General features: G+C 68.3%; 23 protein-coding genes. 20 read left to right on the top strand and 3 right to left on the bottom strand.

What is annotated here, in order from left to right; genetic code table 11:
- Nucleotides 1–35: 35 nt before the first annotated feature.
- Both ITJ67_RS11390 and ITJ67_RS11385 read right to left on the bottom strand, forming a co-directional pair.
- Nucleotides 36–1,268 carry a DUF349 domain-containing protein gene (locus ITJ67_RS11390; RefSeq protein ID WP_194677682.1) on the bottom strand — a complete coding sequence of 411 codons (1,233 nt, stop codon included), beginning with the start codon at nt 1,266–1,268 and terminating at the stop codon, nt 36–38.
- 136 nt (nt 1,269–1,404) lie between these two features.
- Nucleotides 1,405–2,184, bottom strand: coding sequence for a peptidylprolyl isomerase (locus tag ITJ67_RS11385; RefSeq protein WP_194677681.1), 780 nt, complete (start codon nt 2,182–2,184; stop codon nt 1,405–1,407).
- A gap of 69 nt (nt 2,185–2,253) precedes the next feature.
- Between ITJ67_RS11385 and ITJ67_RS11380 the strand changes: the two genes are divergently transcribed.
- The 11 genes from ITJ67_RS11380 to aroB all read left to right on the top strand — a co-directional run bounded on the left by ITJ67_RS11380 (nt 2,254) and on the right by aroB (nt 13,424).
- A complete protein-coding gene (locus ITJ67_RS11380; protein ID WP_194677680.1) occupies nt 2,254–3,579 on the top strand; it encodes a replication-associated recombination protein A in 1,326 nt (441 codons plus the stop codon).
- Between the two features lie 198 nt (nt 3,580–3,777).
- On the top strand, nt 3,778–4,407 hold the full coding sequence (gene rpsD / locus ITJ67_RS11375; RefSeq protein WP_104241286.1) for a 30S ribosomal protein S4: 630 nt from the start codon (nt 3,778–3,780) through the stop codon (nt 4,405–4,407).
- A gap of 197 nt (nt 4,408–4,604) precedes the next feature.
- Nucleotides 4,605–5,030, top strand: a complete 426-nt coding sequence (locus ITJ67_RS11370) for a DUF948 domain-containing protein (protein ID WP_194677679.1) — start codon at nt 4,605–4,607, stop codon at nt 5,028–5,030.
- Between the two features lie 38 nt (nt 5,031–5,068).
- Nucleotides 5,069–5,263: a Na+ dependent nucleoside transporter N-terminal domain-containing protein gene (locus tag ITJ67_RS11365; protein WP_104241284.1), complete on the top strand. Its 195-nt coding sequence runs from the start codon at nt 5,069–5,071 to the stop codon at nt 5,261–5,263.
- Nucleotides 5,264–5,335: 72 nt separating this feature from the next.
- Entirely contained in the window at nt 5,336–8,005 is a 2,670-nt protein-coding gene (alaS, locus tag ITJ67_RS11360; protein WP_194677678.1) for an alanine--tRNA ligase, read from the top strand.
- Nucleotides 7,998–8,504 (top strand): Holliday junction resolvase RuvX, encoded by a 507-nt coding sequence (gene ruvX / locus ITJ67_RS11355; RefSeq protein WP_104241282.1) that lies wholly within the window; start codon nt 7,998–8,000, stop codon nt 8,502–8,504. Before alaS ends, ruvX begins: the two co-directional genes overlap by 8 nt.
- The gene (gene mltG, locus ITJ67_RS11350; RefSeq protein WP_194677677.1) at nt 8,449–9,702 is read left to right on the top strand and encodes an endolytic transglycosylase MltG; all 1,254 of its coding nucleotides are present in this window, start codon (nt 8,449–8,451) and stop codon (nt 9,700–9,702) included. Before ruvX ends, mltG begins: the two co-directional genes overlap by 56 nt.
- Entirely contained in the window at nt 9,695–10,561 is an 867-nt protein-coding gene (locus ITJ67_RS11345) for a shikimate dehydrogenase (RefSeq protein ID WP_194677676.1), read from the top strand. The genes mltG and ITJ67_RS11345 overlap by 8 nt, the downstream gene beginning before the upstream one ends.
- Before the next feature lie 4 nt (nt 10,562–10,565).
- Nucleotides 10,566–11,837, top strand: a complete 1,272-nt coding sequence (aroC, locus tag ITJ67_RS11340; protein ID WP_194677675.1) for a chorismate synthase — start codon at nt 10,566–10,568, stop codon at nt 11,835–11,837.
- On the top strand, nt 11,834–12,349 hold the full coding sequence (locus tag ITJ67_RS11335; RefSeq protein WP_160071796.1) for a shikimate kinase: 516 nt from the start codon (nt 11,834–11,836) through the stop codon (nt 12,347–12,349). Before aroC ends, ITJ67_RS11335 begins: the two co-directional genes overlap by 4 nt.
- The gene (gene aroB, locus ITJ67_RS11330) at nt 12,342–13,424 is read left to right on the top strand and encodes a 3-dehydroquinate synthase (RefSeq protein WP_228502686.1); all 1,083 of its coding nucleotides are present in this window, start codon (nt 12,342–12,344) and stop codon (nt 13,422–13,424) included. The genes ITJ67_RS11335 and aroB overlap by 8 nt, the downstream gene beginning before the upstream one ends.
- An 18-nt stretch (nt 13,425–13,442) precedes the next feature.
- On the opposite strand, the gene ITJ67_RS11325 is transcribed toward aroB, so the two are convergent.
- The gene (locus ITJ67_RS11325) at nt 13,443–14,261 is read right to left on the bottom strand and encodes a GNAT family N-acetyltransferase (protein WP_194677674.1); all 819 of its coding nucleotides are present in this window, start codon (nt 14,259–14,261) and stop codon (nt 13,443–13,445) included.
- Between the two features lie 156 nt (nt 14,262–14,417).
- On the opposite strand from ITJ67_RS11325, the gene ITJ67_RS11320 reads away from it, so the two are divergent.
- The 9 genes from ITJ67_RS11320 to carA all read left to right on the top strand — a co-directional run bounded on the left by ITJ67_RS11320 (nt 14,418) and on the right by carA (nt 21,634).
- On the top strand, nt 14,418–15,287 hold the full coding sequence (locus tag ITJ67_RS11320; protein WP_194677673.1) for an HAD family hydrolase: 870 nt from the start codon (nt 14,418–14,420) through the stop codon (nt 15,285–15,287).
- Between the two features lie 23 nt (nt 15,288–15,310).
- Nucleotides 15,311–15,778 carry a type II 3-dehydroquinate dehydratase gene (gene aroQ, locus ITJ67_RS11315; RefSeq protein ID WP_194677672.1) on the top strand — a complete coding sequence of 156 codons (468 nt, stop codon included), beginning with the start codon at nt 15,311–15,313 and terminating at the stop codon, nt 15,776–15,778.
- 116 nt (nt 15,779–15,894) lie between these two features.
- The gene (gene efp / locus ITJ67_RS11310; protein ID WP_104241274.1) at nt 15,895–16,458 is read left to right on the top strand and encodes an elongation factor P; all 564 of its coding nucleotides are present in this window, start codon (nt 15,895–15,897) and stop codon (nt 16,456–16,458) included.
- Nucleotides 16,458–16,865, top strand: coding sequence for a transcription antitermination factor NusB (gene nusB, locus ITJ67_RS11305; RefSeq protein ID WP_068484434.1), 408 nt, complete (start codon nt 16,458–16,460; stop codon nt 16,863–16,865). The genes efp and nusB overlap by 1 nt, the downstream gene beginning before the upstream one ends.
- Nucleotides 16,866–17,030: 165 nt before the next feature.
- Nucleotides 17,031–17,594: a bifunctional pyr operon transcriptional regulator/uracil phosphoribosyltransferase PyrR gene (gene pyrR / locus ITJ67_RS11300; protein ID WP_104241273.1), complete on the top strand. Its 564-nt coding sequence runs from the start codon at nt 17,031–17,033 to the stop codon at nt 17,592–17,594.
- Complete coding sequence (locus ITJ67_RS11295) at nt 17,591–18,550, top strand: aspartate carbamoyltransferase catalytic subunit (RefSeq protein WP_160071791.1); 960 nt, start codon at nt 17,591–17,593, stop codon at nt 18,548–18,550. Before pyrR ends, ITJ67_RS11295 begins: the two co-directional genes overlap by 4 nt.
- A gap of 29 nt (nt 18,551–18,579) precedes the next feature.
- Nucleotides 18,580–19,923 (top strand): dihydroorotase, encoded by a 1,344-nt coding sequence (locus ITJ67_RS11290; RefSeq protein WP_194677671.1) that lies wholly within the window; start codon nt 18,580–18,582, stop codon nt 19,921–19,923.
- Nucleotides 19,923–20,465, top strand: a complete 543-nt coding sequence (locus ITJ67_RS11285; protein ID WP_160071789.1) for a hypothetical protein — start codon at nt 19,923–19,925, stop codon at nt 20,463–20,465. The genes ITJ67_RS11290 and ITJ67_RS11285 overlap by 1 nt, the downstream gene beginning before the upstream one ends.
- Entirely contained in the window at nt 20,462–21,634 is a 1,173-nt protein-coding gene (gene carA, locus ITJ67_RS11280; protein WP_160071788.1) for a glutamine-hydrolyzing carbamoyl-phosphate synthase small subunit, read from the top strand. Before ITJ67_RS11285 ends, carA begins: the two co-directional genes overlap by 4 nt.
- Nucleotides 21,635–21,636 lie beyond the last annotated feature (2 nt).

The following is a 21,636-nucleotide window of genomic DNA, read 5'->3' as shown; positions in this document are numbered from 1 at the left end:
AGACGGTCTCGACTGCTGTGGAGTGACGCTCAAGCTCAGCTGCCGATGGCGGCGAGCCAGACGCGGCGGGCTTCGAGGGCCTCTTCGGCCTCCTTGACTGCCCGCTTGTCACCCCGCGCCTCGGCGTCGGCACGCTCGGCCTCGAGCTTCTCGATGGCCTCGGTCAGCTGGCTGTGCATGCCCTGGCTCCGGGCCTGACGCTCGGGGTTGGACTTCTGCCAGTGATCGTCGTCGAGCTTGCGCACATGCTGCTCGATGGCGCGAAGGCGGTCTTCCGTGGCCTTGAAGTTCTCGCGGGGCACACGCCCGATCTCATCCCACCGACGCTGGATGTCGGCGAGCTTCTCTCGCGCCGCCCGGCGGTCGGTCAGCTGGAGGATCGGGGTCGCCTCTTCGAGCAGCGCAGCCTTGGCTTCGTAGTTGGCGGAGTACTCGACGCTCTCTGCCGCGTCGACCTCGCCCTTCGCCTGGAAGAGCACATCTCCGGCGGCCTTGAACTGGTTCCATAGCGCGTCGTCGTACTTGCGGCCAGCACGGCCCGCGGCCTTCCACTCGTCGAGGAGCCTGCGATATTCAGCGACGCCGTCGGCGCCGCGGGGGGCAAGCGCCTCCGCCCGCTCCAGGATCTTCGTCTTGGCATCGCGAGCCGTCTTGTGGCTGGCATCGAGCTCCGCGAAGAAAGCTCGGCGCTCGCGCTCGAGAGTGCTGCGCGCGCCACGGAAGCGCTTCCAGAGTGCGTTGGCCTCTGCCTTCGGCAGTCGGGGCCCGTCCTGCTGATGGGTCTTCCACTTCGCGAAGAGCTCGTCGATGCTGGCCGTCGTCTGCTTCCACTGGATGGAGGCAGGAGACTGGGCGGCGAGGCGCTCGGCTTCGACCACGATCGCCTCGCGCTCCTGGAGCGCACCTGCGATCTCTTCCTGCTGCGCCTCACGCTGCTGCTCGGTGAGCTCGCTGACGGTGCCGCCGAGCGCCTCGAGACGTGAACGGAGTGCGGCGAGGTCGCCGACCGCGTTCGCGTCGCTCAGCTGTGCGCTGAGGTGCTTGGCGGACTTGGCGATGTCAGAGGCCGGAGCTCCGTTCTTGACGCGCTGCTCGAGGAGAGACACCTGGCCTTCGAGGTCGGAGAACTTGCGAACGAAGTACGCGAGGGCTTCCTCTGTCGTGCCATCGGGGTACTGGCCGACCTTGCGCTCAGTTCCATCTTCGATCACGTACACGGTGCCGTCTTCTTCGACGCGGCCCCACGGATTCTGGGGGAGTGCAGACATGGCGAGTATTCCCTCACGGTAGGCGTTTGCGCAGCTTGCGCGACTGACTCCCCATGCTAGGACACTGCGGGCGTTTCGTTCACCAGGGCATGCCCAGTCTCGCCGTCCCGCTCCGGCAGGCGGCCCGCTCGATCCGCTACTGCAGGGAGAGGGAGGTGATGACGGCGGGTGCCACGGGAGCGCCGTCGCCGCCGCCGGAAGCCGGGTCGACACCCGGCTCGACGATCCCCGTGATGAACTCGTCAAGGCCGCCCGTGACCTTTCCCATGACGGTGTAGCCGCCTGCGGCATCGCCCGGGAGGATGGTGTCCTCGTAGACGATGAAGAACTGGCTGCCCATGCTCTCCGCGTTGCCGCCCTGGCGAGCCATGGCGATCGTGCCAGCGGGGTAGACGCCGTCTTCCGGCGCATTCTCGATGGGGCCCCAGCTGTAGCCGGGCCCGCCCGTTCCCGTTCCTGTCGGATCGCCGCACTGCAGGACGAAGAGTCCCTCGGTCGTGAGCCGGTGGCAGGAAGTATCGGTGAAGTAGTTCTCGCCACTGAGCGAGACCATGTTCGCCACCGCCTGCGGGGCCGCGGCGCCATCGAGCTCGATGCCGAGCGTGAGGTCGTCGTTGAAGGTCATCTCGCCCGTCCAGGTGCGTCCCTCGGCGAGGGCCGGGTCCGGTACCTCACCGGACGGAGTGGCCGCCGGGGACGTCGTGGCGTCTGCAGCGGGTGCCGGCGCTCCGGGACCGCCCGTGAAGTAGAAGACCTGCAGTGCGCCGACGACGAGGGCGACCACGACAAGAGCGATCGTCCACGTGCGGTTGTCGCGGCTGCGACGCCGGACGCCGCGCTCGTGGACAGCGACGCGCGCCTCGTACTCGCGGGTTCGCCGACGCTGTTCGCGGGAGTTCTTGTCCGAAGTTGCCACTGTGCCTCATTCGCTTGTCTTCAGCATGCCGTGCAGGCACCAGAGGGGAGTTTACTAACATCGGGCTTCATGACAGGTGACGCGCCAAGCCTTGCGGGCACAACTGCGCCCCTCGCGGTGCGGATGCGCCCGAGATCCCTCGACGAGGTCGTGGGTCAGCGGCACCTGCTGCGCCCCGGCTCACCCCTGCGCGCGCTCGCCTCACCCGAGCAGGACACTCGCGCGGGAACATCCGTCATCCTCTGGGGGCCGCCCGGCACGGGCAAGACGACCCTTGCCCAGGCCATCGCGCACACCTCCGGCAAACGATTCACGCAGCTCTCCGCGATCTCCGCCGGTGTGAAGGACGTGCGGCAGGTCATGGATGAGGCACTGACCCAACGTGACCTGTACGGCATCCAGTCGGTGCTGTTCCTCGACGAGATCCACAGGTTCACCAAGGCGCAGCAGGATGCGCTGCTTCCCGGCGTGGAGAACGGCTGGGTCACGCTCGTCGCGGCGACCACGGAGAACCCCTCGTTCTCGGTCATCAGCCCGCTGCTCTCCAGGAGTCTGCTGCTCACCCTGCAGCCGCTCGACGAGGGAGACCTCATCGAGCTGCTCGACCGCGCGACCTCAGACAAGCGCGGCCTCGGCGGCGCCTTCGAGGTCGCGGATGACGCCAAGCGCGCGATCGTGCAGTTCTCCTCGGGTGACGCACGGCGGGCACTCACGACCTTGGAAGCGGCAGCGGCCGCCGCTCAGGCCTCCGAGCAGACGACGATCGATGCCGAGATCGTCTCGAGTGCCTCGGACCAGGCGCTGCTGCGCTACGACCGGGACGGCGATGAGCACTACGACGTCATCAGCGCGTTCATCAAGTCGGTGCGAGGCAGTGACCCAGATGCTGCCCTCCACTACCTGGCACGCATGATCGTGGCGGGGGAGGACCCGCGTTTCATCGCCCGCAGGCTCATCGTGCTCGCGAGCGAGGACATCGGCCTCGCCGAGCCGCGGGGGCTCGAGATGGCGGTGGCGGCAGCCGACGCCGTCCAGCTCATCGGCATGCCCGAAGGACGCATCCCGCTTGCCCAGGCGACCGTCTTCCTGGCGACTGCCCCGAAGTCGAACGCCGCCTACTCGGGGATCAACGCGGCGATCGCCGATGTCAAGGCGGGCGGGATCGGCCGCGTGCCGAAGCATCTCAGGGACGCGCACTATGCCGGTGCCAAGCGCCTCGGTCATGGCAAGGGATATCGGTACCCGCACGACGACGCGCGGGGAGTCTCCGAGCAGCAGTACCTCCCGGACGAGCTGAGCCAGCGTGAGTACTACTCGCCGACCCGGTTCGGCGAAGAGCGGGAGATCGCTGCGAGGCTCGAGAAGCTGCGGGCCATCACCAAGCCAGGGCTCTGAGCGCGACTCCAGTTGTGCTAGTCTTTCTCGGTCTACCTCCCGGGGTCGCGTGCGGCTGCGCGTCCGAGAGCAAGGCGTGCAGTCTGTAGCCGACGCACGCGCGACACTGCTCAAGTTTGACGCCGGGGCATGGCCTTGGCGGAGAGCAACTTCATTTCTGCGCGCTCACGCGCGCCAAACTTCGCTCGAAAGGCAATTGTGTCCAAGACCTCACGTTCACGCAGCAAGGTGCGCCTCAGCCGCGCACTCGGCATCGCACTCACCCCGAAGGCAGAGCGCGCGCTCGAGAAGCGCCCGTATGCACCGGGAGAGCACGGCCGCACGCGTCGCAAGACCGACAGCGACTACGCCGTCCGTCTGCGCGAGAAGCAGCGCCTGCGCGCCCAGTACGGGCTCCGCGAGAAGCAGCTTCGCATCGTCTTCGAAGAGTCGCGTCGCGCGGCAGGCCTGACGGGTGAGAACCTCGTCGAGCTGCTCGAGATGCGCCTCGACGCGCTTGTCCTGCGTTCGGGCTTCGCCCGCACCACGGCACAGGCTCGTCAGCTCGTCGTGCACCGTCACATCCTCGTCGACGGCAAGCTCGTCGACCGTCCCAGCTTCCGCGTGAAGCCGGGACAGCTCGTCCAGGTCAAGCAGCGCTCGGAGGCCCTCGAGGTCTTCCAGGTCGCCGCAGCCGGTGGCCACGCGGACGTCCTCCCCAAGGTCCCCGCGTACCTCGATGTCGACCTCGCAACGCTCCAGGCACGCCTCGTGCGCCGTCCGAAGCGCGTTGAGGTCCCGGTGACGTGTGAAGTCCAGCTCGTCGTCGAGTACTACGCTGCTCGCTAGCCAAGCAGGCGCTCCGGTTCGCCGGAACTGGCAGTTCGGGACAGCCCGAGCCGCGAGAGCCAACTAACATAGGGGCGGGTCATCGCAAGATGGCCCGCCCCTTTGTCTGTCCTGCGGCACTGCGCCGCTCGTCTACCCGTGCGGCAGCCCCGTTCGTCTACCCGTGCGGCAGCTCGCTGCACTCAGTAAGGAGCACCATGTCTGGTGGCGACATCGCCGGCCTCATCGCGGCCGGAGTCTTCCTCGTCCTCGTCCTTCTGCTCGCAGTGCCTCTGCTGAAGCTCGGCGGCGTCCTCGACGAGGTGCGCAGCGGCATCCGCGAGTCGGTCGATGCGATCACCCCCACGCTGGCCGAGACGCAGGTCACCGTGCTCGAAGCCAACAAGCAGCTCGCGAAGATCGACAGCATCACCACCCACGTCTCCGAGACGACGAGCAACGTCTCCAGCCTCGTCGCGCTCACCGCCGCCAGTGTCGGCGGCCCCCTCATCAAGCTCGCTGGGTTCTCCGCGGCAGTGCGTGCCGGCATCTCGAGCTTCAAGAGCGACGGACCGACCAAGCCCAAGGCCAAGTCCACGCCGAAGAGCACACCGAAGAAGCCGAAGCCGCGCGCCACGCGCTGACCTGTCCGACCCCCTCACCCCTCTTCACAGGAGTTCGCATGCGCACAGCACTCAGCATCATCGGCGGCATCGCCGCAGGGTTCGCCCTCGCTCACCTCGTCAACTCGACTCCGGCAGGGCGCAAGTTCTTCGCCGGCGTGAACGGCCGCGTCGACGAGTTCACCGAGGCCGTCGCAGAGGGCTACCGCGCCCGCACGCAGGACCTCTCCGCGGCCATCGCCGACATCAAGTAGCGCGACCAGCACATCCCCCGTCGCCTGGGCGGCCTCCGTCGCCCGTCGCCAGAGAAAGAGCCACACCGCACGATGCAAACCGCTGAGATCCGTCGCCGCTACCTCGACTTCTTCGAGAAGCGCGGGCACACCGTCGTCCCTTCCGCGCCCCTCGTCAGCGACGACCCGACGATCATGTTCACGATCGCCGGCATGGTGCCGTTCATCCCGTACTTCACCGGGATCGTGCCGCCTCCGTTCGATCGCGCCGTCAGCGTGCAGAAGTGCATCAGGACCAACGACATCGAAGAGGTCGGGAAGACGCCTCGGCACGGAACGTTCTTCCAGATGTGCGGCAACTTCTCGTTCGGCGACTACTTCAAGCAGGGAGCGATCGAGTTCGCCTGGGAGCTCCTCACATCCCCGGAGAGCTCCGGCGGTCTCGGCTTCAAGCCAGAAGACCTCTGGATCACGGTGTACGAGAAGGACGACGTCGCTCGCGGCATCTGGCGCGAGGTGACGGGCTTCAGCGACGACCGCATCCAAGGCCTCGGGATGAAGGACAACTTCTGGTCCGCCGGAGGCCCCGGCAGCCCCGCTGGCCCCTGCTCGGAGATCTTCTTCGACCGTGGCCCCGAGTACGGTGTCGACGGCGGCCCAGCCACCGACGACGACCGCTACGTCGAGATCTGGAACCTCGTCTTCATGCAGTACGAGCGAGGCGCAGGCACGACGAAGGACGACTACGAGATCGTCGCCGACCTGCCCAAGCAGAACATCGACACTGGCATGGGTCTCGAGCGCATCGCCTTCATCAAGCAGGGCGTCGACAACATGTACGAGATCGACCAGGTCCGACCTGTGCTCGACAAGGCCGCCGAGATCTCCGGCAAGCGCTACGGTGCGGTGCACACCGACGATGTGCGAATGCGCGTCGTCGCCGATCACGTGCGCTCATCGCTCATGCTCATGGCCGACCGCGTCGAGCCGGGCAACGAAGGACGTGGCTACATCCTGCGTCGCCTGCTCCGTCGAGTCGTTCGCGCCATGCGGCTCCTCGGGTTCGAGGGTGCAAGCCTGCCTCAGCTGCTCCCCGCATCCAAGGACGCCATGCAGGACGCCTACCCGGAGCTCGTCGATGAGTTCCCGCGCATCTCGCGCCTCGCGTACGCCGAGGAGGAGACCTTCCTCCGAACGCTCACGGCGGGCACCGCGATCCTCGACACCGCGGTCACCGAGACGCGGGCCAGCGGCGTGCAGCACCTCTCCGGTGAGACCGCGTTCAAGCTGCACGACACCTTCGGCTTCCCCATCGACCTGACCGTCGAAATCGCCGAGGAGGCAGGAGTCAGCGTCAACCGCGAGGCCTTCGAGCGCCTCATGAGCGAACAGCGCACGCGGGCGAAGGCGGACGCCAAGTCCAAGCGCTCAGCCCTCGCCGATGTCTCGGTCTACAGCGAGTTCCGCTCGCTCGGCGAGACGACATTCGTCGGCTACACCGATCTCGCCCATGAGAGCGAGGTCCTCGGTCTCATCGTCAACGGTGTCCCCGCCGTCAGCGCGGGAACGGGGCAGCAGGTGGAGATCATCCTCGCGAGCACCGCACTGTACGCGGAGTCCGGGGGACAGGAGGCCGACTCCGGCCAGATCACCTCCGCGGCCCGCGGGCTCGTCGCCGACGTCGTCGACGTCCAGCGGCCCATCGCCGGACTCGTCAGCCACACCGTCACCGTCGTCTCCGGCGAGGTCGCGGTCGGCGACCGAGTCGAGACGATCGTCGACCCCGCCTACCGACGCAGCGCCAACCAGGCTCACACGGCGACGCACCTGCTGCACGCCGCGCTGCGCGACGTTCTCGGGCCGGACGCCCACCAGTCCGGCTCCTACAACAAGGCCGGCTACCTGCGGCTCGACTTCTCCTGGAGCCAGGCGCTCACAATCGACACGAGAGCCGAGCTCGAGGGCATCGTGAACGACGCGATCCGCGCAAACCATGCCGTCTCGACCCGGGAGATGGACCTCGACGAGGCGAAGTCCCTGGGCGCTCGCGCGCTGTTCGGCGAGAAGTACGGCAGCCGCGTACGGATGGTGGACATCGGCGGGCCCTGGTCGCGCGAGCTCTGCGGCGGCACCCACGTGGGCAGCTCTTCCGAGGTGGGGATCGTGAACCTCATCGGCGAGTCATCCGTGGGCTCCAGCAACCGGCGCATCGAATCGCTCGTGGGCCGCGATGCCTTCGCGGACTTCGCCGTCGAGCGCGCCATCGTCTCGCAGCTCACGAGCAGCCTGAAGGCGCCGCGCGAGCAGCTTGCCGATCGCGTGCAGGACCTCGCCACGAGCCTCAAGACTGCGCAGAAGCGCATCGCGGAGCTCGAGGCGGCGGAGGCCATGCAGCGCGTACCCGCTCTTGCCGCCGAGGCGAGCACCGCTGGAGGCGTCGTGCTCGTCGCGAAGCACCTCGGTGAGGTTCGGAGTGCCGACGAGCTCCGCTCGCTGGCGCTCGCCGTGCGCGAGCAGCTCGGCGAGCGTCCGGCCGTCGTCGCCCTCGGGGCCGCATCGAACGGCAAGCCGATCGTGCTCGTCGCGACCAACGCCGCCGCCCGGGACACCGGGGCAGCGGCAGGCGCTCTGGTCCGCATCGCCGCCCCGATCCTCGGCGGCGGCGGCGGCGGGAAGCCGGATGTCGCCCAGGGCGGCGGCACCGACGTCGATCGTCTCGACGACGCGCTTGCTGCCATCCGCTCAGCACTGGCGAATGACTGAGTTCCGGATCGGCACCCGACTCGGCGTCGACGTGGGCAAAGCCCGCGTCGGCGTCAGCCGGAGTGATCCGCACGGCATGCTCGCCACCCCCCTCGAGACCGTGCCGCGCGACGGCGCCAAGGGCGACGCACACGCCAGACGCATCGCGGAACTCGTCGCCGAGTACGACGCCATCGAGATCGTCGTCGGCCTGCCCCTGTCGCTGTCGGGTGCGGAGACCGCCTCGACCGCCGACGCGAGGGCTGTCGCAGAGCAGATCGCGTCGAGCTCTCCGGTGCCACTCAGGTTGGTGGACGAGCGTCTGACGACGGTGAGCGCAAGCCGCCAGCTCCGAGACGTCGGCCGGAAGGCCTCCAGGTCTCGGCACATCATCGATCAGATGGCCGCAGTGGTCATCTTGCAAACCTCGCTCGACGCGGAGCGCCAATCCGGACGTGCACCGGGTGAGCTCCTCTCCCGAAAGGATCAGGACTCTGTCGGACAACCAGACCCCCAGTAGCCACGACGGACGAAAGCGCTTCACACCGGACGACCCATTCGGTGATCTCTTCTCCGACGAGGCGGCCCCGGCGACGGATGCCGTTGGTGCCAGCCCGAGGAGGGCAGGCGGCAACCGACGGCGCGAGTCGACTGCGGCACGCCGTGGCAAGCGGAGTCTGCTCGTCATCCTCGTGCTCGTCGTCGTCGTCGCCGTGAGCGCGGCAGTCGTGTGGTTCGGTTTCGGCTCGCAGCTGCGCAGCATCTTCGGGGGCGGGGCCGCCTCCGCCGACTTCGAAGGGTCGGGAAACGGCACGGAGCTCGCCTTCACGATCGAGTCCGGCGACACCGGGACCTCGATCGGTGAGCGCCTCGCCGACGTGGGCATCGTGAAGACCTCCGGTGCCTTCGTGGATGAGGTGCTGGCTCAGCCCGAGGACCCGGTGTTCATCCCGGGCAGCTACGGCATGCAGGAGGAGATGAGCGCTGAATCAGCGCTCGTGTCGCTCCTCGACCCTGCGAACCGTCAGGAGTCGACGGTCGTGATCCCGGAGGGGACCGCCCTCCAGGACGTCTACGCCCTCATCGAGGGCGGCGTCGGCATCCCCGTCGCCGACCTTGAGGCCGCCGCGGTTCCCGCGAACTTCGGTCTTCCTGCCGAAGCCACGACCCTCGAGGGTTTCCTGTTCCCGGCGACCTACAGCTTCGATCCCGGCGTCGACGCCACGACGGTGCTCAAGACCCTGGTTGACCGCATGTTCCAGTCGCTCGACGAGCACGGGGTAGCTCCGGAAGCCCGCTGGGACACGGTGCGCCTCGCCTCGCTCATCCAGAAGGAAGCCGGGCTCAGAGAGGACTACTACAAGGTCTCGAGGGTCTTCCTGAACCGACTCGACATGGGCATGCTCCTCCAGTCGGACGCCACGGTGGCCTACGGAACGGGCAACACGCACCGGGTCTCGACGAGCGATGCCGAGCGCGCCGACGCGGCGAACGCCTACAACACCTATGTGCATCCCGGGATGGTGGTCGGCCCCATCTCGAACCCCGGCGACATCGCGATCGACGCGGCGGTGAACCCTGCAGACGGCCCCTGGGTGTACTTCGTGACCTGGAACCTCGACACGGGGGAGACCATCTTCTCCGAGACGTTCGAGGAGCACGAGGTCGCGGTCGCCAAGTGGCTGGCGTGGATGGCCGAGCACCCCGAATATGGGTGAGGCTTCGACGAGGCTCGCCGTCCTGGGGTCTCCGATCGGACACTCGAAGTCTCCAGCGATCCACTCGGCCGCGTACGAGGTCCTCGGTCTCGACTGGAGCTACGAGCGCTTCGACGTTCCGCAGGGCGGGCTTGCAGATTTCCTCGCCTCAAGGGGGCCGGGATGGCGCGGGTTCTCCGTGACCATGCCCCTGAAGCACGAGGCTCGCGCGTTCGCCTCGACGCTCGCCCCCGCCGCAACGGAGATCGGCGCCGTCAACACGCTGGTCTTCGACGGGGCGGACGCGGGCGCCCCGTCTCGAGGGTGGAACACGGATGTGACGGGCTTCGTCGCGGCGCTCAATGAGGCTGGCGTTGACTCGGCTCCTCGGGTGCGACTGCTGGGCGCTGGCGGCACGGCGGCCGCCGTCATCGCCGCGCTGCCCTCGCTGGCAGCGACCGAGCTCTCCATCGTCGTCCGATCGCCGGAACGAGCGCAGGGCATGGTGGCGCTCGCGCGCTCGCTGGGGGTCGAGGTCGAGGTGCTGACCTTCGCTGAATTCGACGCGCGTCCTGCCAAGGCGCGCGCCGCGGAGCTCGTCGTCAACACCGTGCCGGGAGACCGGGACCACATCGGCATCGATGCATCGTGGGTGCAGGGGGCGGTGCTGTTCGACGTGCTCTACGACCCGTGGCCCACGAAGCTCGCGACGCGCTGGCAGGCCGCCGGTGGTCAGGTGGTCTCGGGACTCGAGCTCCTCCTGGCCCAGGCACTCGTGCAGGTTCGGCTCTTCACCGGCCGCGATGAGTCGGAAGTCCTCCCCAGGGAGGCCGAGGTTCGCTCGGCGATGCGAACCGCCGCGCTGCGCGTGTCAGAATAGTCCAATGCTTCGATGGCTCACGGCCGGGGAATCCCACGGCCCAGAACTCCTTGCGATCCTCGAGGGACTCCCAGCTGGTGTCCCACTTTCCCTCGACGATCTCCGCACCGACCTCGCCCGCCGAAAGCTCGGCCATGGCAGAGGCGCACGAATGAAGTTCGAGCAGGACGAGCTCACGCTGTCCGCCGGCGTCAGGCACGGTTTCACGATGGGGTCGCCGATCGGCATCCGCATCGGCAACACCGAGTGGCCCAAGTGGGTCGAGGTCATGAGCCCCGAGCCGGTCGACGCGGCTGTGTTCGACACGGGACGCGGTGCGAAGCTCACGCGTCCGCGACCGGGGCACGCCGACCTCATCGGCATGCAGAAGCACGGCTTCGACGAGGCGCGCCCGGTCCTCGAGCGCGCGAGTGCACGCGAGACGGCGGCGCGTGTCGCGCTCGGCGCGATCGCGAAGCGCTTCCTCTCCGAACTCGGGATCACGACGTTGAGCCACACGCTCGCCATCGGGACGGTCCGTGTGCCCGAGGACGCGCCGCTGCCCGCCTACGGCGACCTGGCCGCCATCGACGCGGATCCGGTTCGCGTGTTCGACGGGGAGACCTCCGCTGCCGCGGTCGCCCTCATCGATGAGGTCCGCAAGAGCGGCGACACGCTCGGCGGCGTGACCGAGGTGCTCGTCTGGGGCCTGCCACCCGGCATCGGCTCCTACGTGCACTGGGACCGCCGCCTCGACGCGCGACTCGCGAAGGCGCTCATGAGCGTTCAGGCGATCAAGGGGGTGGAGGTCGGCGACGGCTTCGAGACCACACGTCGTCCAGGCACCGCGGCGCACGACCCGCTGTACGTCCGCGACGGCTCCATCGTGCGCTCGAGCGACCGTGCGGGTGGCATCGAAGGCGGCATGGCGACCGGCACGGTGCTCCGAGTCCGGGCCGGCATGAAGCCGATCGCGACCGTCCCGAAGGCCCTGCACACCGTCGATGTGGCGACGGGCGCGGATGCGGCTGCGCACCACCAGCGTTCCGACGTCTGCGCGGTCCCAGCGTCCGGTGTCGTCGTCGAGGCGATGGTGGCTCTCACGATCGCCGACTCCATCCTCGAGAAGTTCGGCGGCGACTCCGTCGGCGAGACGAAGCGGAACATCGAGAGCTACCTCGCGAGCATCCCGCCGCTGCTGCGCACGTCGAGCGAGTCCGTCTCCGAGGCCGACCTGCAGGCCGGCCCCGTCGACGAGACGCCGATGGGGGACTCGCTCAGCGAGTGGCGAGTATGAGCGTCGTGCTCATCGGCCCGCCTGCCGCGGGCAAGTCGAGGGCGGGCCGACGCCTGGCCAAGGTTCTGGACGTGAGCTACGTCGACACCGACAAGGTGATCGTCGCGCGCCACGGCGCGATTCCCGAGATCTTCGTCGAGCACGGAGAGACCGAGTTCCGGCGTCTCGAGCGGGACGTCATCGCCGAGCACCTCGAGACCACCGAGGTCCTGTCGCTCGGTGGTGGTGCCGTGATGGATGCGCAGACCCAGTCCCGCCTCGGCGGGCACACGGTCGTGCTCCTGACGGCGACTCCCGCCGCGATCGCCGAGCGCATCACCGGCAACGCGAAGCGCCCGCTCATCACGGGCATCGAGAGCTGGACCCAGATCTACGAAGCACGCCGCGAGACCTACGAACGTCTCGCGGATGCGACGTTCGACACTTCATTCCGGCCCATGGTCCGCGTCGTCGAAGACATCGTGGAGTGGCTGGAGCAGCAGACCAAGGAAGGACCAAGCGACGTTGCCTGAGATCATCGAGGTTCCCGGCGCCCATGGCGACATCATCATCGGGGCTGGCCAGTTCCGCGAGGCGGCTGCGGTCATCCCCGGCCTGCTCGGGGAAGGCGTCGCCAAGGTCCTGATCGTGCACGCGCCCCACCTGGCGGATGTCGCCGAGCGGGTGCGCGAGCAGCTCGTCGGCGAGTACAACCAGGTACTCATCGCGGAGATCCCGGATGCCGAGGGGGCGAAGCGCATCGAGGTCGCGGCGTTCTGCTGGCAGATCCTGGGCCAGGCCGACTTCACGAGGTCCGACGCGGTCATCACGATCGGCGGGGGAGCGACGAGCGACATCGGCGGCTTCATCGCCGCGACGTGGCTGCGTGGTGTGAAGGTCGTGCACATGCCGACGACGGTGCTCGCCATGGTGGACGCGGCCATCGGCGGCAAGACGGGCCTCAACACGAACGAGGGCAAGAACCTCGTTGGCTCCTTCCACCCGCCGGCGGGGGTTGTCATCGACCCGGAGATCCTGGCTGGACTCCCTCGCAATGAGCTGCTGGCTGGCTTCGCCGAGGTCGTGAAAGCCGGCTTCATCGCCGAGCCCGAGATCCTCGACATCATCGAGCTCGACCCGGAGCGGGCGACCGACCCGACCACGCCCGAGTTCCTGCGGGTGCTCGAGCTCGCGATCCGAGTCAAGGCGCGGGTCGTCGGCGAGGACTTCACCGAGCAGGGCCTGCGCGAGATCCTCAACTACGGGCACACGCTCGGCCACGCCATCGAGAACGCGGAACGGTACCAATGGCGTCATGGCGCCGCCATCTCCATCGGCATGGCGTTCGTCGCCGAGCTGGCCCGCCTCTCGGGGCGCCTCGACGACGCCACGGCGGATCGACACAAGTCGATCCTCGAATTGCTCGGCCTGCCCACGAGCTACCCGGCCGGCCGCTGGAAGACGCTCCTCGCGACAATGCGTCGGGACAAGAAGGCTCGCGGAGCAATGCTGCGCTTCGTTGTGCTCGACGGGCTCGGTCGTCCGACGATCATGCAGGCGCCGGACGAGAGCCTGCTGTTCGCCGCGTACCAGGAGATCGCCAGCTAGATCGGCGTCGGCCGCCGGTCAGCAGCAGCTCACGCGCTCCGGCGCCTGCAGGTAGGTGAAGGAGCCCAGGGCTGTGAAGCCTGCTCGGTGGAACAGCCGCCGGGAGACGGCGTTGCTCTCGACCACCATCGCGAGGCAGGAGGTCGCGCCGCGCTGAGCCGCTTCCTGCTGGGCGTGGTGCAGGAGCAGCCGACCGTGGCCGCGCCCTCGGTGTGCGCTCTGGGTGACCAGGCAGTCGATGACCCCGGTGCCGTCGATCACCGTGACCCGAGCGAGCGCCACAAGGGTTCCCTCCTGCCGGACGCCGAGGAAGCTCGAGGCTCCGGAGCTGAGGATGAGCGGGGCGAGGCGCCGGTCGCGCGCCAGTCTGCGCTCGCTCCAGCTGAGCCAGGCGTCGAGCCAGTCCGGAGGGAGTTCGGGACCAGCCTGCGTGACCGCGACGAGGTCGCCGCCCGACGCGCCTTCGAGACCTGCCGGCTCTTCGCCGCCAAGCGAGCGGCAGAGGATCCTGCCCGTGAGAGTGGGGGAGTAGCCGAACGCCTCGAGGGCGGCGACGTCGCGGGGATCCGCGGTCTCCGTCGCGAGGAACTGGCTGGGGAGCCCACGCACGCGGTATGCCTCCTCGACGGCGCCGAGTGCGAGCTGCGTGTCCTCGGCGGGGCCGAGCATCCACACGCTGTTGGCGCGCCTCGTGAATCCCTCTGCGAATCCGAGGCGCCACCCGCCGATTCTCCGCTCGTCCAGAGCGGGCCAGCTCGCCATCAGCACCGAGGTGGCCTGCGCGACCGTCGGCAGCAGCGCTGGCGCCTCGGCGGTGGGCCCTCGTTCCACGGTCATGGATTCGAGGCTACGGGCAGGCGAGCAGCCGCGCCAGCATGCTCGGCCGGGACCGCTCGCGACATCGTCTAGCCTGGACGGCGGAGCTGACGGCATGCCTCGCTCTCGCGGGACGCAGACGCAGTGACCGCATGCATCGAGCAGGAGGATCCACAGTTGACCAGGCGCATCGTCTTCCTCGACATCGACGGCACGCTCATCGACGAGCAGGAGCACATCCAGCCCTCGACCGTCGAAGCCGTGTCCCGAGCCAGGGAAGCGGGACACCTGCTCTTCATCTGCACCGGCCGGTCCCGCAGTGAGATCTACCCGCAGATCCTCGATCTCGGCTTCGACGGGATCGTGAGCGCAGGCGGGAGCTTCGTCTGGCTCGACGGCGAGACCCGCGTCTCGCAGACCATGTCACTCGAGGACGCCGCGTTCGCCATCGACTTCTTCACGGGCGCCGGCATCGACTTCTACGTGCAGAGCGACGCCGCCGTCGTCGCCAGCCCGGGGTTCCGCGCGCACCTGCGCCAGCTCCTCGCGGCCGAGGTCGCCGACTCGAACCGGGTCGAGTCTGACGGCGAGCTGCAGTTCGAGAAGTTCTTCGACGATGGAGGCGAGGTGCTGCGCGACGACATCGGCAAGATGTGCTTCCTGAGCGCGGACACGTCGATCGCCGAGATCCGCGCGGCATTCGCGGGCCGCTTCGACGTCATCAACGCCACCGTGCCGGTTCTCGGTCCCCAGAGCGGAGAGCTCCTGCAGCTCGGCGTCAACAAGGGGAGCGCGATTCTCGAGGTCTGCCGGATCCAGGATCTCAACCCGGCGAACACGATCGGCATCGGCGACAGCATCAACGACGTCGAGATGCTCCAGGCCACGGGCATCGGCATCGCCATGGGCAACGCCCCGGACTCCATCAAGGCCCACGCGGACCAGATAACGACGGGCGTCGACGACAACGGGGTGTGGAACGCGTTCGTCCGCAACGGCCTGATCACCGCAGACGCCTCGGTGGCGCCGACCGCCGCGTACGTCTGAGGCCGATCGCTAGACTGGCCGGCATGCGCATCCTCGTCCTCGGCGGCCCGAATCTCAACCGGCTCGGCACCCGCGAGCCCCAGACCTACGGCACCCAGACCCTGGACGACATCATCGAACTCCTCCGCAAGCGAGCGGGGAGCAGCGTCGAGATCGATGCCCGCCAGTCGAACTTCGAGGGGCAGCTCGTCGAGTGGCTGCACGAGGCGGCCGATGCACGCACCCCGGTCATCCTGAATCCCGCAGCACTCACGCACTACTCGATCGCACTGCGTGACGCGGTCTCCATCGTGACGGAGACCGGCACCCCGCTCATCGAGGTGCACCTCTCGAACCCCCACGCTCGTGAGGTCTTCCGCCACACGAGTGTCATCTCGCCGGTCGCGACCGGCGTCGTCGCAGGGCTCGGTGCGGGTTCGTACCTCGCCGCGCTCGAGGGCATTCGGGCGATGATCGAGGCAACGCGGCCCTCTCCAGAGACCCTGCACTAGACTTCTCCGGGGCCGCTGGGGCAAATGCCTCGCGCCGACAGCTCGCGCGTACCTCAACCAGGTGCCAATAACTGAAGAATCCCGCAGCACCGCGGGATGGACACGGAGAAACTTCCATGGCAACTACGGCAGACATCAAGAACGGCGTTGTACTCCTCATCGAGAAACAGCTCTGGCAGGTCATCGACTTCCAGCACGTGAAGCCCGGCAAGGGTGGTGCGTTCGTGCGCACCAAGCTCAAGCAGGTCGTCAGCGGCAAGACCGTCGACCGCACGTTCAACGCTGGCGCCAAGATCGAGACCGCGACCGTCGACCGGCGCGACTTCCAGTACCTCTACCGCGACGGAGACGGCTACGTCTTCATGGACCAGAGCGACTACGACCAGATCACGCTCGACGAGAAGATCGTCGGCGACGCTGCGAAGTACATGCTCGAGCAGCAGAGCGTGCAGATCGCGCTCAACGAGGGCGAGCCGCTCTACATCGAGCTCCCGCCGTCCGTGGTCCTCGAGATCACGTACACGGAGCCGGGCCTCCAGGGCGACCGCTCGAACGCCGGCACGAAGCCTGCGACCGTCGAGACGGGTGCCGAGATCCAGGTCCCGCTCTTCCTGAACGCCGGCACCAAGGTCAAGATCGACACCCGCACGGGCGACTACCTGGGCCGCGTCAACGACTAGTGAGCGCGCGCACGAAGGCGCGCAAGCGCGCCATGGACATCCTGTTCGCGTCGGATGTACGGGGGACCCCGATTCCGGAGCTCCTCGGACAGGAGGCAGAACGGGCAGCGGATGAGCCCGACCGCGCCGCGAGCTGGCGCTACGCCAGGGAGATCGTGCTCGGCGTCATCGAGCACGCTGACGAGATCGACGGCTACATCGTCGAGACGGCCCGCGACTGGACGCTCGAACGCATGCCGGCACTCGACAGGTCGATCCTCCGGGTCGCCATCTGGGAGCTCAAGTACAACGACGAGATCCCCGCTGCGGTGGCCATCACCGAGGCGGTCAGCGCAGCTGGCGAGTACTCGACGGATGCCTCGGGCAAGTTCATCCACGGAGTGCTCGGCCGCATCAGCGAGCAGTAGCCCGGTGCTAGGCTGGTGGCCTGGGTCGATGCCGCGAGAGCGGTGGAGACCCAGGCCCCAGTCGGGTTCCGGCCGACCGGATTCCCTGCAGCTCGCCTGCAGTCCCGGCGGCTTCAGTCCAGACATCCTTTAACACCGTCCAGTGAGGCGGGGAAGGAGGTCGACGTGTCCCAGCGAACCGTGCTGAATCACGACGACGTTCACAGAGCCCTCGTGCGCATCGCGCACCAGATCCTCGAGCAGAACCGCGGGTCGAAGGACCTGCTCCTGCTCGGCATCCCGAGCCGCGGAGTTCCCCTCGCGAAGCGCCTCGCCAGCCTCATCGCTGGCTTCGAGGCCTCCAACGGAACCCACGTCGAAGCCGGCGACATCGCCGGTGCTCTCGATGTCACGATGTATCGCGACGACCTGCGGAGGGGCCCGGCGCGCGTCTCGCAGCCGACGCACATCCCCGTGGGCGGCATCGACGGCAAGACGATCGTGCTCGTCGACGATGTGCTCTTCTCGGGTCGGACCGTGCGCGCTGCGCTCGACGCGCTGAGCGACACCGGCCGCCCGCGCGCTGTGCAACTGGCCGTGCTCGTCGACCGAGGCCACCGGGAGCTGCCCATCCGCGCCGACTACGTGGGCAAGAACCTGCCATCCGCACGGAGCGAGCGAATCGGCGTGGAGCTCACCGAGCTCGACGGCGGCGACCGCGTGGTCATCACGGACGGAGCTCGCGCATGAAGCACCTGCTCTCCACGAAGGGCATGTCGCGCGACGATGCCATCATGCTCCTCGACATGGCCGAGGACATGTCCGACGTCGGCGACCGCGAGGTGAAGAAACTCCCCGCCCTGCGCGGCATCACCGTCGTCAACCTGTTCTACGAGGACTCGACGCGCACACGGATCTCCTTCGAGGCAGCCGAGAAGCGCCTGTCCGCCGACGTCATCAACTTCGGGGCCAAGGGCTCGAGCGTCTCCAAGGGAGAATCGCTCAAGGACACGGCCCAGACCCTCAAGGCCATCGGTGCCGATGCCGTCGTCATCCGGCACCCCTCGAGCGGGGCGCCGCAGCTGCTGGCCGAGCGCGACTGGATCGACGCCCCCATCCTCAACGCCGGCGACGGCATGCACGAGCATCCGACGCAGGCCCTGCTCGACGCCTTCACGCTGCGTCGACGCGTCCACGGGCGCGCCGCGGCACGGGGCAAGGGCCTCGATGGCTGCCACATCGTGATCGTCGGCGACATACTGCACTCCCGTGTTGCCAGGTCGAATGTCTGGCTCCTGACCACGCTCGGCGCCGAGGTCACGCTCGTCGGACCCCCGACGCTCGTCCCGGTCCGCACGGAGGCCTGGCCAGCGACCATCACGAGCGACCTCGACGGTGCGCTCGCGACCAAGCCAACCGCGGTCATGCTCCTGCGCATCCAGGCAGAGCGGATGCACGACGCGTTCTTCCCGAACACCAGGGAGTACGCGAAGAACTGGGGCCTCGGTGAGGCCCGCTTCCGAGGCCTGCCCGAGACTACGATGGTCATGCATCCGGGCCCGATGAACCGCGGCCTGGAGATATCCTCCATCGCCGCCGATTCACCGCAGTCGACAGTGCTCGAGCAGGTCGCGAACGGCGTCGCCGTCCGCATGGCAGCGCTCTACGTGCTCTGCTCGGGCGAACGCGCGGGGAGCGGCTCGTGAACCAGGGCCAAGGAAACGAGAGAGGCACCATGACCACGCTGTACCGAGGCGCCCAGCTGCTTGGCGTCGACCCCGTCGACGTGCTCGTCAGCGGGACGACGATCACCGAGGTCGCGCCGGCAGGCACGATCGGCCTCGAGGGCGTGGAGAACGTGATCGACGTCGAGGGACTCGTCGTGCTCCCCGGGCTCGTCGACCTCCACACCCACCTGCGCGAGCCGGGCTTCGAGTCGAGCGAGACGGTCCTGACCGGGACGCGCGCAGCAGCCTTCGGCGGCTACACCACGGTGTTCGCCATGGCGAACACCTCACCGGTGCAGGACACCGCAGGTGTCGTGGAGGCGGTAGCAGCGCTCGGCCGATCCGCCGGCTACGCAGACGTGAGACCGATCGGTGCCGTCACGGTCGGGCTCGGGGGAGAGCAGCTCTCGGAGATCGGGGCGATGGCCCAGTCGAACGCCGAGGTCCGGGTGTTCTCGGATGACGGCAAGTGCATCTTCGACCCCCTGATCATGCGCCGCGCACTCGAATACGTGAAGGCCTTCGGCGGGGTCGTCGCACAGCACGCGCAGGACCCGCGCCTCACCGCCGGCGCGCAGATGAACGAGGGCGCCCTCTCCGCAGAGCTCGGTCTCGGCGGGTGGCCCGCCGTCGCCGAATCGTCGATCATCGCGCGCGACGCGCTCCTCGCCGACCACGTCGGGTCGCGGCTCCACGTCTGCCACGTCTCGACCAGGGAGGGCGTCGACGTCGTCCGCTGGGCCAAGTCGCGAGGCATAGACATCACGGCAGAGGTGACGCCGCACCACCTCCTGCTGACCGAGGAGCTCGTCCGCGGCTACGACGCGAGGTTCAAGGTCAACCCGCCGCTGCGCACCCAGGACGACGTGATCGCCGTGCGCGAGGCGCTCGCCGACGGCACGATCGACATCGTCGCGACCGACCACGCGCCGCACCCGGTGGATGCCAAGGAGACCGAGTGGGATCAGGCTGCGATGGGCATGGTGGGCCTCGAATCAGCCCTCCGCGTCGTGCAGCACACCATGGTCGACACCGGCGCGCTCACGTGGGCCGACGTCGCCCGGATCATGTCGGAGACCCCAGCCCGAATCGGCGGCGATGCCATCTCAGGCCGCCCAGTCGCGGCCGGCGAGCTCGCCAGTCTCGTCTTCTACGATCCCGCTCCCACCGCCGACTTCACGACGGACTCGCTCGGCGGGAAGAGCATCAACTCGCCCTTCCTCGGCATGCCGCTGCCCGGCCGGGTCGTCCACACGGTCTACCGGGGCACACGCACCTTGGACGATGGCGCGCTGCTGTCCGCCGAGGGTGCTGCCGCCGCCGCCAAGGCCAGAGCGAAGGACATCGCCTGATGGACGATCGCGTACTCCCCGCGACGCTCACGATCGTCGCCTTCCTCATCATCGTCGTGCTCATGTGGCTCGGCTGGCGCCGCCGCGTTCGAGGGCAGGCCGGCATCTCGACGCCCCTCGAAGCACCCCACTCGACGCAGCAGCCGCTCGGACACTGGCATGACGTCCACTACGTGTCGACTAGCCGCACGGGCGACGCGCTTGACCGGATCGTCGTACCGCCGCTCGGCTTCCGAGGACGAGCGGAGGTCACCGTCCTCCGCGAGGGGCCAGTCGTCCAGATCGCCGGTGAGCGCGCCTTCTTCATCCCAGCGGGAGACATCGAGGCGACGATCGACGGAACGGTCACGATCGACCGTGTCGTCGAGAACGGCGGCCTGACGATCATCCGCTGGCTCCTGCCCGCCGACGAGCACGCGAACCCCCGCGTAAGCGTCGAGACTTCACTCCGAGTTGTCGACGCCACTGCGCGCGAACAGCTCAAGACCGCGCTGCACTCGCTGCAGCTGACACCAGCCCCCACGACCGAGGAGTCCTCATGACGCCACCAATTCCCGCCGTGCTCGTTCTGGAGGACGGCACGCGATACGAGGGCGACGCCTACGGCGCCGTCGGTGAAACGCTTGGCGAGGTCGTCTTCTCGACAGGCATGACCGGCTACCAGGAGACCCTGACCGACCCGAGCTACGCGGGCCAGATCGTCGTGCAGACGGCTCCGCACATCGGCAACACGGGCGTCAACGACGAAGACATGGAGTCGCGCCAGATCTGGGTCGACGGCTACGTCGTGCGCGACCCCTCCCGCGTCGTCTCCAACTGGCGGGCAGAGGACACCCTCGAGAACGCGCTGACGTCGACGAGCATCGTCGGCATCTCCGGTGTCGACACTCGGGCGCTCACGCGCCGCATCCGCAGCGAAGGCTCGATGCGAGGCGGCATCTTCTCGGGAGACGCGGCCGCGGCCGACGACGACACCCTGCTCGAGAAGGTGCGCTCCCAGCCGACCATGGCGGGACGCAACCTCAGCGACCTGGTCTCCACGCCGGAGGCCGTCGTGCACCCCTCCACGGGAGCCGAGCCCATCGGATCCGTCGCGATCATCGACCTCGGCATCAAGACCGCAACGATCAAGGCGCTCGCCGAACGCGGCTTCGACGTGCACGTGCTCCCGCACGCCACGACGATCGAGCAGCTCCGCGAGCTCGCACCGACCGCCGTCTTCTACTCGAACGGACCGGGAGACCCTGCCTCGAGCGAAGCCCACGTCGAGCTGCTCCGCAACGTCCTCCGCGACGGAACGCCCTTCTTCGGCATCTGCTTCGGCAACCAGCTGCTCGGCCGCGCACTCGGGTTCGACACCTACAAGCTCCCCTTCGGGCACCGCGGCATCAACCAGCCCGTCGTCGACACGTTCTCGGGACGCATCGAGATCACCGCGCAGAACCACGGCTTCGCGGTCCAGGCGCCGCTCGACGGGCCCGTCGAGACGCCAGCAGGCTTCGGGCGCGCCCAGGTGAGCCACATCGGACTCAACGACCAGGTTGTCGAAGGCCTCCGCTGCCTCGACATCCCGGCCTTCAGCGTGCAGTTCCACCCAGAGGCGGCGGCGGGCCCCCACGACTCCGCGCCGCTCTTCGACCAGTTCAGGGAGATGGTGCTCGAGCACCTCGCCTCCCCATCCACCCACACCAACGGCCAGGAGAACGCGTAAGC

Origin of the sequence: Pseudoclavibacter sp. VKM Ac-2867 (assembly GCF_015351275.1) — a bacterium.
In the GTDB taxonomy this organism is placed as follows: Bacteria; Actinomycetota; Actinomycetes; order Actinomycetales; family Microbacteriaceae; genus Pseudoclavibacter.
Note: the sequence above shows the minus strand (reverse complement) of the source record. Positions and strands in the feature narration are given on the sequence as shown.